Genomic DNA, 12,513 nt, shown 5'->3' with positions numbered 1-12,513 from the left:
CGGCATTCCAGCTCAGGCTGCAAGACTTGAGCACATGTCGCGGCTGAGCGAGCCGAGCCCGTATGTGGAGTTCGACCGAAGACAATGGCGTGCTTTGCGCATGTCCACGCCGCTCAAGCTGACCGAAACCGAAGTCGTGGGCCTGCGCGGTCTGGGTGAACAACTCGACCTGCTCGAGGTCGAAGAGGTCTATCTGCCGCTGGCCCGACTGATCCACCTGCAGGTCGCGGCGCGGCAGCGGTTGTTCGCGGCGACGGCGGAGTTCCTCGGCGAGACCGAGCAGAACCCGGACCGGCCGGTGCCGTTCATCATCGGCGTGGCCGGCAGCGTCGCGGTCGGTAAGTCGACCACCGCGCGTGTGCTGCAGGCACTGCTGGCGCGCTGGGAACACCACCCGCGGGTAGATCTGGTCACCACCGACGGGTTCCTCTACCCGAACGCCGAGCTTTCCCGACGAAACATCATGCACCGCAAGGGCTTCCCGGAAAGCTACGACCGTCGGGCGTTGATGCGATTCGTCACCACGGTGAAGTCGGGCGCCGAGCTGGCGTGCGCCCCGGTCTACTCACATCTGCACTACGACATCGTCGCCGGTGAGAAGCAGTTGGTGCGCCACCCCGACATCCTGATCCTCGAGGGCCTCAACGTGCTGCAGACCGGCCCGACCCTGATGGTGTCGGATCTGTTCGACTTCTCGGTCTACGTCGACGCCCGCATCGAAGACATCGAGCAGTGGTACGTCTCCCGGTTCCTGGCGATGCGGGCCGGAGCGTTCGCCAACCCGGCCTCGCACTTCCACAGCTACTCCACGCTGACCGACGAGCAGGCGTTGTTCGCCGCGCGCGACATCTGGCATTCGATCAACCGGCCCAACCTGATCGAGAACATCTTGCCGACCAGGCCGCGGGCCACCCTGGTGTTGCGCAAGGACTCAGACCACTCGATCAACCGACTGCGGCTGCGCAAGCTGTAGCGGTCACCTGGTCCCGCGGGAAGTCAGACCACTCGATCAATCGCCTGCGGCTACGCAAGCTGTAGCGGTCACCTGGTCCCGCGGGAAATCAGACCACTCGATCAATCGGCTGCGGCTACGCAAGCTGTAGCGGCGGGCGGGGCAACGCAGAAACCGGTGCGGGGGTGCTCGCCGCAACCTCTATCGGCGGCACAACCCCGCACCGGGCGGAGGGAGTCACGCCAGACGGCGCACCCCGAAGTACTGCAGCACCGCGAACCCTGCGGTGTAGACACCCATGGCCAGCAGCAGCGCGACGCCGAGCGTGGTCAGCGGCCACACCCCTTCGACCACCACCAGCACCGCGGCCACCGTGCACATCAAGTTGGCGATGATCACGCCGAGCCCCGCGCCCCGCAGGGCACGCACATCCGCCAGCCGGTACACCAGCACGCCGTAGAGCACCAGCGCGGCGCCCAGGATGTAGGCCGCCTCGGTGGGCAGCCCGCTGAGCGTCGCCACCGGGCTCCCCAACGCTGCGATGGCCAGGCCGGCCAACCCGGTCAAAGTGGCGTCCAAGCGCATTGCGAAGCGCAACAGATCGGGTGAATCGGTCTGGAATCGGCGGGTGCTGACGGTGGTGGCCATCGGATCGCTCCTCGGGAGGTGTTCGGGCTGATCGGACACCTTCGATGCTGCTCAGCGGGCACTGCCAGATCCACGCCACGCACTGCCAAGTACTGCCAAACCGCCAGATTCAGTCGCTGCGCACACTGACCCGGGCCCGCAGGTCCGACGCGATCACCCGGGCGGCGGCGTTCTGCCAGTTGTGCAGTGAGCGCTGCGGCACCTCGGTCACCAACCACTGCCAGGCCTGCCGCGCGACCGGATCCAAACCCCTGGCGGTGGCGTTCTGTGCATAGGCGCGCACCCCGACGACGTACGGGAAGTACAGCGAGTTGTAGTGCCGCCATTCCTCGGTGGTGCCGAAGTCGCCGTTGTCGCGCGGCTTGAGTGCGGCGATCCGCTCGGCCAGCAGCGCCTTGAGCTCATTGGCCCGCTCCAGCGGCTGATCCGGGGCGCCGCGCGCGGCCAGCCGCTCGTCGATCACCGGCAATGCGGTCAGCGGGCTGGCGACCAGCTTGGTCAGGTCGCCGTAGTGACCCAGGGCGCGGCGGGTGAGCCGGGCGAAGCTCTCGTCGTCGACGTCGGCCAGCGGGTGTTCGGCGCGCAGCGGCAGCGCCGCTTCGGTGCTGCGCAGCGTGGCCCGGTCGGCGCGCAACTCCGGTGACCGGAAGAACGCCAGCTGATCCAGTGCGCCGGCCAGTGGGTCGGCCAACACCGTGATCCCGATCGCGACGGCCAAGCTGGTGAACAGCAGCACGGTCAGGGCGGTGCGGCCGGTGCCGCCGGTGAGCGCCAACGCCAGCAGCATCTGTCCGCCGAACACCACGGCCACCAGGGCGGTGCCGATGAACGACCGCAGCATGCCGGCGCGCAATGCCTGACCCTCGTCGAAGGCGTCCCACAACGCGACCGCGACCCCGAGCAGCAACACGTCGAAACCGGTGGCCGCCAACGCCAACCAGCTCGGCACCAGGCCCAGCGGGATCACGATGATCGCATTGGCCAGCGCGAAGAACAGCGTCGCGATCACCACGACGCCGCGCACCGATCCCGGGCGCGGCTGGTGCACCAGCACCCACACCAGCGCACCGAGCGAGGCCGACGAGATGACCGCGCACATCAACCAGTGCCCGAACCGCAACGGGCCTTCGACGGTCCCGGCCAACGCGGCCCCGGCCAGCGCGAAAGCCGCCACCACGAGCACCGCGGCGACCTCACCGGTGCGGCCGCGCCACCGCCGGCCGGACCGCGCCAGTTCCAGCAGCACCGCGAACCAGGCCACGCCCGGAACCGCAACCAGGTAGATCTCGATCCGGCCGAGCAGTTCGGCGTGTGTGCCGGCGGTCAGCCGCACGGCATCCAGCGCCACCACGGCCGCGAAGCTGCACAGCCCGATCGAGGCCAACACCAGCACCGGCTTACGCGGGTCGCGGGCCAGCAGATACAGGCCCAGCCACCAGCTCGATGCGAACACCAGCGCCGAGAGGCCCGCCACGATCAGCTCCGCTCAGGTCCCGAAGCGGCGATGCCGACGGCTGAAGTCGCGCAGCGCGCGCAGGAAGTCCACCCGGCGAAACGCCGGCCAGTGCGCCTCGGTAAACCACATCTCCGAGTACGCGCTCTGCCACAGCAGGAACCCGGACAGCCGCTGCTCCCCCGAAGTGCGAATCACCAGATCCGGGTCGGGTTGTCCTGAGGTGTACAGATTTTCGGAGATACCGTCGACCGTGACCGCGTCCACCAGCCCCTCCCCGGTGGCGCCGTTGGCCAACTCCTTGGACAGCAAGGCGCGCACCGCGTCGACGATTTCCTGGCGGCCGCCGTAGCCCACCGCGACGTTGACGTGGAAGCCACACTCGGACGGCGATTGGTTCCGGTCCACGGCCTGGCGGAGTCGTTTGGCGGTGTCCTCGCCCAGCAACTCCAGATCCCCGACGGTGCGCACGCTCCACGGATTCTCCGGTGCGCAGATCTCCTCGACGACCTCGGTGATGATCTCGATCAGCGCGGCCAGCTCGTCCGGGTCGCGCTGCAGGTTCTCGGTGGACAGCAGATACACCGTGGTCAGCTCGATGCCGGCGGCTTGGCACCAACGCAGCATCTCGGCGATCTTCTCCGCGCCCTTGCGGTAGCCGTAGCTGACGTCGTCGTAGCCGGCATCGCGCGCCCAGCGCCGGTTGCCGTCGCACAACACCGCGATGTGGCGAGGCAACTGTGATTTCGATTGCGTCAGCTCCTGACGCAGCCGCATTTCATAGAGCCGGTACATGGGCTCTTTGAGGCGCGGGGGAATGATCTCCACGACAAACCAGACTACTGTTATGTCGAGACAAGCCCGGCCGATCCTCCCGTGTAGATCGGCCCCAGTCAGCCGCTGGAGGTGAGGATGGCTGCCCCCACTGAGCACCAGGACGCCCAGGAAACCCGCCCGAAACCACTGACCCAGATCGATCTCGCCGAGGATTTCCCGGAAGCGATCGTCGACGGTGTCGCCGAGTTCCTGGGTAAGCCGCGAGCGCGGGGCTGGATCCATCTGTATGCCACGGTGATCGCCGCGATCGCGGGTGCCGCACTGGTCGCGGTGTCCTGGTCGGTGGACTCGACCCGGGCCGGGTTGGCGACGCTGCTCTACACCTTCACCATCGTGGCGATGTTCGCGGTCAGCGCGACCTACCACCGGGTGAACTGGCGCTCGGCGACCGCGCGCAAGTGGATGAAGCGGCTCGACCACTCGATGATCTTCATCTTCATCGCCGGTAGCTACACGCCGTTCGCCCTGCTCACGCTGCCCGACAGCGGGTGGCTGCTGTTCTGGATCGTGTGGGGCGGTGCGCTGGCCGGGGTGGCGCTGAAGATGTTGTGGCCGTCAGCGCCGCGCTGGCTGGGGGTGCCGCTGTACATCCTGTTGGGCTGGGTCGCGGCCTGGTTCATCGGCCCGATCATGGACGGCGCCGGGGTGGCCGCGGTGGTGCTGCTGATCGTCGGTGGTGCGCTGTACTCGGTGGGCGGGGTGCTGTACGCGCTGAAATGGCCCAACCCGTGGCCGAACACCTTCGGTCATCACGAGTTCTTCCACGCCTGCACGGCGGTCGCCGCGATCTGCCACTACATCGCGATGTGGTTCGCGGTCTTTTAGACCACGCTTTCGGACCGCGCTCAGAGCTGGGTGACGTCGGCCGGCGACCAGTACGCCTTCATCGAGGTGATCAGACCGTCGCCGTTGAACGTCATCACCTCGATCGGTTCGATCCGCATGGTGCCGACCGTGATGGCGAACACGAACGCCGCCTCGTGCCCGCCGGGCCGGAACGACAGCAGTTCGGTCTTCAGTTCCATACCGTCGGTGTTCTTGTAGAACCCGGCGATGGCCTGCCGGCCGATGTGCACCTGCCCGCCGCCGACCGGATCCTCGAGGGTGGCGTCCTCGGTGTAGAGCGCCGCGATGTCCTCGGCCGAACCGGTCACCACCGTATCCAGGTAACGCTTGACGAAGGCTTCCAAGGTGGCGGCATCGTGGCTCATGGCCCGACACGCTACACGGACGCTCCCAGCGCGTCGGCCAGATCCTGGATCGTGGTGACCGGCAAATCGCAGGCCGTGCCCCGGCACACGTACGCGGCGTCCTGTCCGTGCACCCGGTCCCGTCCGATCAGCAACTCGCCGGAGTCGACGGCGCCCGCGACGACGACGGCTCCGCCCGGTGCCAGCCGCCGTGCGGCGGCCAGCAGCTCGGAGTCCGGATCTCCGGCCACCGCGATCTGCAGCGGCCCGCGCACCGCGGTCTCGGCAACCGCCAGCCAGTGCCCGGCCGAGCGCGGAGCCCGCTCCAGCAGCACCGAGTGCGCCGCCAACGTGTCGGTGGCGGCCTGTGCGTAGAGCGCGGTCTTGTCGGCAGGCACCAAATGTGCTGCGGTCAGCAGAGCTTCGGCGATCAACGACGCCCCCGACGGGGTGGCACCGTCCATCGGGTCGGCGGGTCGCACCATCAGAGTTTCGGCGTCGTCGGCGGTGTCGAACCAGCGACCGGGGCGCTGCGGGTCGGCGAAGTGGGCCAGGGCGGCATCCAGCAGAGCCGTCGCATCGGTCAACCAGCGCTGCGCGCCGGTCAGCTGGTGCAGGCCCAACAGACCGATGGCCAGCGCCGCGTAATCCTCCAAAATTGCTGCACTGTCACCGATCTGGCCACCCAGGCTGGCCCGACGCAGCCGGCCGTCCACCAGATGGGTGGTCAGCAGCGACGCCGCGCAGCGCTGCGCCGCAGCCAGCAACTCCGGCCGGTCCAGTGCGACGGCGGCTTCGGTGAGCGCGGTGATCGCCAGCCCGTTCCAGGCCGTGACCACCTTGTCGTCGCGGTCGGGCTGCACTCGTTCGGCCCGCGCGGCCAGCAGCGCCGCGCTGACCCGGCGCAGCCGTTCGGCATCGTCGGGGTCGGTCAGCAGTTGCAGTACCGAGGCACCGTGCTCGAAGGTCCCGGCCGCGGTGACATGGAAAACCGTTGCCGCCCAAGATCCGTCGTCGTCGCCGAGAACTTCGCGTAGTTGCCCCGGGGTCCAGACGTAGGTGGAGCCCTCGACGCCGTCGGCGTCGGCGTCCAGCGACGAGGTGAACAGGTCGCCGTCGGACAGATCCCGCAGCAGGAAGTCGGCGGTCATCCCGGCCACCCGCACCGCCAACGGATCCTGGGTGCGGCGGGCCCAGTGCGCGTAGCCGCGCAGCAGCAGCGCGTTGTCGTAGAGCATCTTCTCGAAATGCGGGACCACCCAGTCGGCATCGACGCTGTAGCGCGCGAAACCACCGGCCAGTTGGTCGTGGATCCCGCCGCGGGCCATCGCCGTCCCGGCGCGCGCCACGGCCGCCAGCGACTCGGCCGAGCCGGTGCGTTCGTGGTGGCGCAGCAAAGCGCCCAACAACGACGACGGCGGGAACTTCGGGGCGGCACCAAAACCGCCGCGCGCACGGTCCTCGTCGCGCAACACAGCGGCCACCGCGTGGTCGCACAGCTGCGGCGACACCGGCGTAGCACCGGCCGGTAGCTGCTGGGAGATCTTTCGCAGCTCGGTGGTGATCTGATCGGAGGCTTGCTCGACCTCGTCGCGACGCTGCCGCCAGGTCTCGCCGACCGCGTCCAACAGCTGCAGGAATTGCGGTTTGGGGTAATAGGTTCCGCAGAAGAACGGCCGACCGTCCGGGGTCAGGAAGCAGGTCATCGGCCAGCCACCCTGCCCGGTCAGCGCCACCGTGGCGTTCATGTAGACCGCATCCAGGTCGGGGCGCTCCTCACGGTCGACCTTGATGCAGACGAACCCGGAGTTCATCGCGGCGGCCACCTGGTCGTCCTCGAACGACTCGTGGGCCATCACGTGACACCAGTGACATGCTGCGTAGCCGATCGACAGCAGGATCGGCACATCGCGCCGGGCGGCTTCGGCCAACGCCTCAGCAGACCACTGCACCCAGTGCACCGGATTGTCGGCGTGCTGGCGCAGATAGGGGCTGGTGGCCTCACCCAGGCGATTGACCACCCGGCTCCTTGGGTTCGGCCACCCCGAGTTCGGTCCCGGCCGGGTCAGCCTCCACGGCCGACGACGTCGGCGGCGCACCCGAGGTGGCGGCGCCGTCCGGATCGCCAGGGGTGTCGGGGGCGTCGAAGGACGCAGGCACCTTGCGCAGTTGCCTGTTCATCGACCACACCAGCGCGAAGGTGCCGATCAGCAGCAGTACGAGCACCAGCAGTCCGACCGGGCTGGCCTTGCCGAAATCCGGGCCGGTCTGGCGCGGTCCATCGGCCAACACGCTGTACAGGACACTTCTCATCGCTCAATACCCCAGAACAAGTCGTCTTCCGGTAGTCGCACCGGGACCCGGGATCGGGCCAATTCGAACTCCTCGGTCGGCCACAGCCGCTGCTGCCATTCGATCGGCGCGGTGAAGAAGTCACCGTTGGGATCGATTTGGGTGGCGTGCGCACGGAGCGCATCGTCACGTTGGCCAAAGTACTCTGCGCACTGCACCCGGGTGGTGACCCGGTTGGCGATCGGGTCGCTGTGTGGGTCCCAGCGCGCCAGCCATTTCTCGAACGGCCCGACCCGGCCGTGTTTGACGAACTCGTCCTGCAGCAGCTGCATGCGTTGCCGCAGGAAACCGTGGTTGTAGTAGAGCTTGGACACACTCCAGGGCGCACCCGCATCCGGGTAGAGCCGGAAGTCGGCGGCGGCCTCGTAGGCAGCCACCGACACCTGATGGCAACGGATGTGGTCCGGGTGCGGATAGCCGCCGTTCTCGTCGTAGGTGGTCATGACGTGCGGGCGGAACTCACGGATCACCCGGACCAGTCGTTCGGTGGCTTCGTCCAGTGCGGCCAGCGCAAAGCAGCCGTCCGGCAGCGGAGGCGGCGGGTCGCCTTCGGGCAGGCCGGAGTCGACGAACCCCAGCCAGGTGTGCTCGACGCCGAGGATGCTGGCGGCCTTGGCCATCTCGTCGCGGCGGATCTCGGCGATCCGGCCGCGCACGTCGGGCAGGTCCATCGCCGGGTTGAGGATGTCGCCGCGCTCACCACCGGTGAGCGAAACCACCATCACCCGGTGGCCCTCGGCGGCGTACCGCGCGGTGGTGGCAGCCCCCTTGGACGACTCATCGTCCGGATGGGCGTGCACCGCCATCAACCGCAGTCCGCTCACCGTCTACCTTCACTCGCTTCGGCCCGTTGCTGGGACACCTATATATCCTCAAGGCTCCCGGGTCCATGATTTCATCCCTGCGCATCCGGGCAAAAACCCGTTCACCGAGCAGAGACGTACCCCACATCATGACCAGCAACACCGTCCCGGGCCGGCCCGAGTCCCGTTACGGCCGGCAACGGCTGTCCCCGACCGCGCGCCGGCGAATCGCCGTCGCGCTGCTGGCGCTGGTGGTACTGGCCGGGGTGGCGCTGGCCGTGCTGGGCTATCAGCGGTTGGGCGCGGGCAGCAGTGACGTGCGCGGCGAAATGGTGGGGTACCAGCTGATCGACGACCACACCGTTGACGTCACCGTGAGCGTTACCCGAACCGATCCCAGCCAGCCGGCGGTGTGCATCGTGCGGGCGCGCTCCAAGGACGGCGCCGAGACCGGCCGGCGCGAGTTCCTGGTGCCGCCCTCGGACCAGCCGACCGTGCAGGTCACCGGCCAGGTGAAGACCAGCCGCAAAGCCGTCGTCGGCGATGTTTACGGCTGCGGCCCGGAAGTGCCCGATTACCTGGTCGGGGGCTGACCGCCGCTACCCGCCCGGCTTCGCGCCGAGTCGGGCGCACCCCGGCAAGTGGTATGCTTCACACATACACGGTTCCTGCTGGGGCCGTGTATTGCTTCTTATACGCGACGCCCGAGCGCGCACTGAGATGGCAGTACCTGCGGCCGACCCGCCGTGCCCCGGCAGCCACGCGACATCGAGACCCGATGGCCGGCCCGACCGCAAGAAGAGCGGCAACGGCGTCGAACAACGACAGGGAGCACCCCATGACCGACACCCAGGTGACCTGGCTTACCGAAGAGTCCTACGACCGCCTGAAGGCCGAGCTGGATCAGCTGATCGCCAACCGGCCCGTGATCGCCGCGGAGATCAACGATCGCCGCGAGGAGGGTGACCTGCGCGAGAACGGCGGCTACCACGCGGCGCGTGAGGAACAGGGTCAGCAGGAAGCCCGGATCCGCCAGTTGCAGGAGTTGCTGAACAACGCCAAGGTGGGCGAGGCGCCCAAGCAGTCCGGTGTGGCGCTGCCCGGTTCGGTGGTCAAGGTCTATTACGACGGCGACGAGGACGATACCGAGACGTTCCTGATCGGCACCCGTGAGCAGGCCGTCAACGACGGCGACCTCGAGGTGTACTCGCCCAACTCGCCGCTCGGCGGCGCGCTGCTGAACGCCAAGGTCGGCGAAACCCGCTCCTACAGCGTGCCCAGCGGCAGCACGGTCAAGGTCACTCTGGTCAGCGCGGAGCCCTACCAGTCCTAGGCACCGAGCGCCGCACCGGCGCTTGAGCGGACGCTCATGGCGATAATCAGCGACCAGCTGCTCTTACTGCTGCTCGACAATGCCTCCGCGCAGCCCGTGCTCGACGATTCGCGTCGGCACCGGCTGTTGGCCGCGGCCACCCTGCTGGATCTGGCATACGCCTGCCGGACCCGGCCGTCGCTGCCCGGGGACCACGCCGAACATGGGTATCTGGTGTTGTTGGCCGGCCCGCCGGCACCGGACCCGGCCACCGAGATGGCGCTGAAGCTGCTGGAGCGAAAGCCGATTCGACCGGCCAAGGCGATCCGCAAGCTCAGCCGCGGCGTCGAAGCGGCACTGCTGGAACGGTTCGAGCAGACCGGCGTGGTGCATCGAATGGATGTGCACACCAAGGGTTCTCGACGCGGCGCGGCTTGGCCGCTGGCGGATCGCGGTCGGGCCGGTCAGATCCGGGCCACCGTGCTGGCGGTACTGGCCGACGAGATGGTTCCGGATCCGGTGACTGCGGCGGTGATCGCGCTGCTGCACGCCAGCGGAGCATTGCGTGAGCTGTTCTCGTTCGACGAGATCAGTTGGCGCGTGGTCGATCAGCGCGCCGGCGACATCGCAGGCGGCAATTGGATACCCGAGCGCTCGACCGACACACCACGCGAGTCCGAGCCCGTTGCCGGGGTGCTCGACCAGGACGTGGCCGATCAAGGCGTGGTTGATCAAGGGGTGGCGGAAATCAACCTCGCGGTCACGCTGGCCGCGGTGCGACCGGCGCTGCCGTAGCGACCGGCGCTGGCCCGCTCAGTCGGCCAGCGCGTGCTCCAGGTCGCCGATCAGATCGGCCATGTCCTCGATGCCGACCGAGAGCCGAACCAGGTCGTCGGGCACTTCGAGTTGCGAGCCCGCGGTGGATGCGTGCGTCATGGCGCCGGGATGCTCGATCAGCGACTCCACGCCGCCGAGTGACTCGGCCAGGATGAAGATCTCGGTGCGCGAGCACAATTGGCGCGCCGCCTCGGCGCCGCCGCGCATCCGCACCGACACCATGCCGCCGAACCCGCTCATCTGCCGAGCCGCGACGTCGTGGCCGGGATGGTCGGGCAGTCCCGGGTAGAGCACGTGCTCGACGGCGGGGTGTCCGGCCAGGAATTCGGCTACCGCCGCGGCATTTTCGCTGTGCCGCTGCATGCGCAACGCCAAGGTTTTGAGGCCGCGCAGGGTCAGGTAGGCGTCGAACGGTCCGGGCACCGCACCGGCGCCGTTCTGCAGGAAGGCGAACGCCTCGTCGAGTTCCTCGTCGTCGGTGATCAACGCGCCGCCCACCACGTCGGAGTGCCCACCGATGTACTTGGTGGTCGAATGCAGCACCACATGCGCACCCAGAGCCAGCGGCTGCTGCAGGGCCGGCGAGGCGAACGTGTTGTCCACCAACACCTTTGCCGAGTGTTCGGCGGCCAGTTCGGCCAGGCCGGCCACGTCGGCGATGGACAACAGCGGGTTGCTCGGCGTCTCGACCCAGATCAGCTTGGTGGCGTCAGTGAGCGCGCCGCGCACGGCGTCGAGGTCACCCAACGGCACCGGTGTGTGGGTGATGCCCCAGTGGGTGAACACCTTGTCGATCAGGCGGAAGGTGCCGCCGTAGGCGTCGTTGGGGATGACGATGTGGTCGCCGGGGCGCAGCAGCGCGCGCAGTGCGGTGTCGGTGGCCGCCATGCCGGAGCCGAAGGCCCGACCGAACGCGCCGCCTTCCACGGCCGCGAGCGCGGCCTCCAACGCGGTGCGGGTCGGGTTGCCGGTGCGGGCGTATTCGTAGCCACCGCGCAGGCCCCCGACGCCGTCCTGGGCGAAGGTGGAACTGGCGAAGATCGGCGGGTTGACCGCGCCGGTGGCCGGGTCGGGTCGGTATCCGGCGTGAATTGCCCTGGTGGCCAAGCCCTGCCAACTATGCCGATCCGCGCGGCTACGTTGCTCGCTCATGCCCCGAGCCTAGTCGTCACGACTTCGGGTCGCCGCGCAACCGGTTGGCCGAAACCGGCTCGGGCGCGGGGTCAAACTGGCGCGATCTGCCCGCCGCTGAGTTTGCGGTAGCTGTACACCGAAAAGAGCCAGCTGAGCGGAATGGCGACCAACAAACCGACGAAGCAAGCGAGTTCGCCGGCCAGCACGATCACCATCATCACCAGGTAGACGATCAGGGCATTGCCGAAGTTGGCCTTGACAAGTTCGAAGCTGAACTTCATCGCGTCGATGATGCCGAGGTTGCGGTCCAGCAGCGCCACCGTGGCGAACATCATGAACAACATGACCGCCAGACCCGGGACGATGCACAGTAAGGTGCCGACCAGGTAGAGCACCCCGGTCAGCGCGGTCAGGCCCAGCACCGCACCGATCCGTCGCGGCCGAAGAAACGATCCCACGGTGACCGGCTGACCGTTGGCGATGGCCAGTGCGCCGCACAGCGAGGCCGAATTGATGGCCGCCGCCAAGACGAAGATCCCGATCAGGCCCACGAACAGAACGACGCCCGAGGCGGGACTCATCGCCGCTGATGCCGAAGTCTCGTAACCGCCGTCATAGCGCGTCGAGGTGCTCTGCACGTCCGGCGAGAAGGCAATGATCAGGGCAGCCATCAGGCCGCTCACCACGCCGATGGCCAGCAGGTACAGCAAGATCGCGCCGATCATCGCGCCGACGTTCTTACTGAACTTGTTCCAGGACCAGGAGAACGCCGCACCCACATCGAAGGACTGCGGGTACGGACCGGGTGCGCCCGGATACGGCCCGGGCACCGGATAGCCGGGCGGACCGTAACCCGGGGGCGGGCCGTAGCCCTGCGGCGGCCCGTAACCGGGCGGCGGGCCGTAGCCCTGCGGCGGGCCGTAGCCCTGCGGTGCGCCGTAACCGGGTGGCGGGCCGTAACCGGGCGGTTGGTTCGGTGGCAGTTCGGTCACGCG

General features: G+C 68.2%; 14 protein-coding genes. 5 read left to right on the top strand and 9 right to left on the bottom strand.

Annotation, left to right across the window (positions count from 1 at the left end; genetic code table 11):
• The first annotated feature begins 34 nt into the window (after positions 1 to 34).
• Positions 35 to 973: a type I pantothenate kinase gene (coaA, locus tag AC5Y3P_RS02215; protein WP_500044232.1), complete on the top strand. Its 939-nt coding sequence runs from the start codon at positions 35 to 37 to the stop codon at positions 971 to 973.
• 216 nt (positions 974 to 1,189) lie between these two features.
• Here the strand turns inward: coaA and AC5Y3P_RS02210 are convergent, their stop codons facing one another.
• The 3 genes from AC5Y3P_RS02210 to AC5Y3P_RS02200 all read right to left on the bottom strand — a co-directional run bounded on the left by AC5Y3P_RS02210 (position 1,190) and on the right by AC5Y3P_RS02200 (position 3,881).
• Positions 1,190 to 1,600, bottom strand: coding sequence for a hypothetical protein (locus AC5Y3P_RS02210; RefSeq protein WP_500044231.1), 411 nt, complete (start codon positions 1,598 to 1,600; stop codon positions 1,190 to 1,192).
• 109 nt (positions 1,601 to 1,709) lie between these two features.
• On the bottom strand, positions 1,710 to 3,074 hold the full coding sequence (locus tag AC5Y3P_RS02205; RefSeq protein WP_500044230.1) for a hypothetical protein: 1,365 nt from the start codon (positions 3,072 to 3,074) through the stop codon (positions 1,710 to 1,712).
• A gap of 12 nt (positions 3,075 to 3,086) precedes the next feature.
• Positions 3,087 to 3,881, bottom strand: a complete 795-nt coding sequence (locus tag AC5Y3P_RS02200; RefSeq protein WP_500044229.1) for a (2Z,6E)-farnesyl diphosphate synthase — start codon at positions 3,879 to 3,881, stop codon at positions 3,087 to 3,089.
• An 84-nt stretch (positions 3,882 to 3,965) separates the two neighbouring features.
• Between AC5Y3P_RS02200 and trhA the strand changes: the two genes are divergently transcribed.
• Positions 3,966 to 4,715, top strand: a complete 750-nt coding sequence (trhA, locus tag AC5Y3P_RS02195) for a PAQR family membrane homeostasis protein TrhA (RefSeq protein WP_500044228.1) — start codon at positions 3,966 to 3,968, stop codon at positions 4,713 to 4,715.
• Positions 4,716 to 4,735: 20 nt separating this feature from the next.
• On the opposite strand, the gene AC5Y3P_RS02190 is transcribed toward trhA, so the two are convergent.
• From AC5Y3P_RS02190 to mca, 4 genes are read right to left on the bottom strand one after another with little or no spacing between them, the layout of a single operon-like run.
• Entirely contained in the window at positions 4,736 to 5,101 is a 366-nt protein-coding gene (locus tag AC5Y3P_RS02190; protein ID WP_500044227.1) for a nuclear transport factor 2 family protein, read from the bottom strand.
• Between the two features lie 11 nt (positions 5,102 to 5,112).
• Positions 5,113 to 7,101, bottom strand: coding sequence for a thioredoxin domain-containing protein (locus tag AC5Y3P_RS02185; protein ID WP_500044226.1), 1,989 nt, complete (start codon positions 7,099 to 7,101; stop codon positions 5,113 to 5,115).
• Complete coding sequence (locus tag AC5Y3P_RS02180) at positions 7,082 to 7,393, bottom strand: hypothetical protein (RefSeq protein ID WP_500044225.1); 312 nt, start codon at positions 7,391 to 7,393, stop codon at positions 7,082 to 7,084. Before AC5Y3P_RS02180 ends, AC5Y3P_RS02185 begins: the two co-directional genes overlap by 20 nt.
• Positions 7,390 to 8,256: a mycothiol conjugate amidase Mca gene (mca, locus tag AC5Y3P_RS02175; RefSeq protein WP_500044224.1), complete on the bottom strand. Its 867-nt coding sequence runs from the start codon at positions 8,254 to 8,256 to the stop codon at positions 7,390 to 7,392. Before mca ends, AC5Y3P_RS02180 begins: the two co-directional genes overlap by 4 nt.
• Before the next feature lie 128 nt (positions 8,257 to 8,384).
• On the opposite strand from mca, the gene AC5Y3P_RS02170 reads away from it, so the two are divergent.
• From AC5Y3P_RS02170 to AC5Y3P_RS02160, 3 genes are all read left to right on the top strand, one after another.
• The gene (locus AC5Y3P_RS02170; RefSeq protein ID WP_500044223.1) at positions 8,385 to 8,828 is read left to right on the top strand and encodes a DUF4307 domain-containing protein; all 444 of its coding nucleotides are present in this window, start codon (positions 8,385 to 8,387) and stop codon (positions 8,826 to 8,828) included.
• Between the two features lie 245 nt (positions 8,829 to 9,073).
• Positions 9,074 to 9,568 (top strand): transcription elongation factor GreA, encoded by a 495-nt coding sequence (gene greA / locus AC5Y3P_RS02165; RefSeq protein WP_500044222.1) that lies wholly within the window; start codon positions 9,074 to 9,076, stop codon positions 9,566 to 9,568.
• 36 nt (positions 9,569 to 9,604) lie between these two features.
• On the top strand, positions 9,605 to 10,342 hold the full coding sequence (locus AC5Y3P_RS02160) for a GOLPH3/VPS74 family protein (protein WP_500044221.1): 738 nt from the start codon (positions 9,605 to 9,607) through the stop codon (positions 10,340 to 10,342).
• Between the two features lie 18 nt (positions 10,343 to 10,360).
• Here AC5Y3P_RS02160 and AC5Y3P_RS02155 read toward each other — a convergent pair whose 3' ends face one another.
• Together AC5Y3P_RS02155 and AC5Y3P_RS02150 are read right to left on the bottom strand one after the other, a co-directional pair.
• The gene (locus tag AC5Y3P_RS02155; RefSeq protein ID WP_500044220.1) at positions 10,361 to 11,536 is read right to left on the bottom strand and encodes a cystathionine gamma-synthase; all 1,176 of its coding nucleotides are present in this window, start codon (positions 11,534 to 11,536) and stop codon (positions 10,361 to 10,363) included.
• Between the two features lie 71 nt (positions 11,537 to 11,607).
• On the bottom strand, positions 11,608 to 12,510 hold the full coding sequence (locus AC5Y3P_RS02150) for a DUF2189 domain-containing protein (RefSeq protein ID WP_500044219.1): 903 nt from the start codon (positions 12,508 to 12,510) through the stop codon (positions 11,608 to 11,610).
• Positions 12,511 to 12,513 lie beyond the last annotated feature (3 nt).

Source organism: Mycobacterium sp. NGS45 (genome assembly GCF_059812645.1).
Note: the sequence above shows the minus strand (reverse complement) of the source record. Positions and strands in the feature narration are given on the sequence as shown.

Excerpts from the sequence above, each read along its gene's own strand:
- coaA (WP_500044232.1), top strand. The coding sequence starts at position 35 with ATGTCGCGGCTGAGCGAGCCGAGCCCGTATGTGGAGTTCGACCGAAGA.
- AC5Y3P_RS02210 (WP_500044231.1), bottom strand. The coding sequence starts at position 1,600 with ATGGCCACCACCGTCAGCACCCGCCGATTCCAGACCGATTCACCCGAT.
- trhA (WP_500044228.1), top strand. The coding sequence starts at position 3,966 with ATGGCTGCCCCCACTGAGCACCAGGACGCCCAGGAAACCCGCCCGAAA.
- AC5Y3P_RS02190 (WP_500044227.1), bottom strand. The coding sequence starts at position 5,101 with ATGAGCCACGATGCCGCCACCTTGGAAGCCTTCGTCAAGCGTTACCTG.
- AC5Y3P_RS02180 (WP_500044225.1), bottom strand. The coding sequence starts at position 7,393 with ATGAGAAGTGTCCTGTACAGCGTGTTGGCCGATGGACCGCGCCAGACC.
- AC5Y3P_RS02170 (WP_500044223.1), top strand. The coding sequence starts at position 8,385 with ATGACCAGCAACACCGTCCCGGGCCGGCCCGAGTCCCGTTACGGCCGG.
- greA (WP_500044222.1), top strand. The coding sequence starts at position 9,074 with ATGACCGACACCCAGGTGACCTGGCTTACCGAAGAGTCCTACGACCGC.
- AC5Y3P_RS02160 (WP_500044221.1), top strand. The coding sequence starts at position 9,605 with ATGGCGATAATCAGCGACCAGCTGCTCTTACTGCTGCTCGACAATGCC.
- AC5Y3P_RS02155 (WP_500044220.1), bottom strand. The coding sequence starts at position 11,536 with ATGAGCGAGCAACGTAGCCGCGCGGATCGGCATAGTTGGCAGGGCTTG.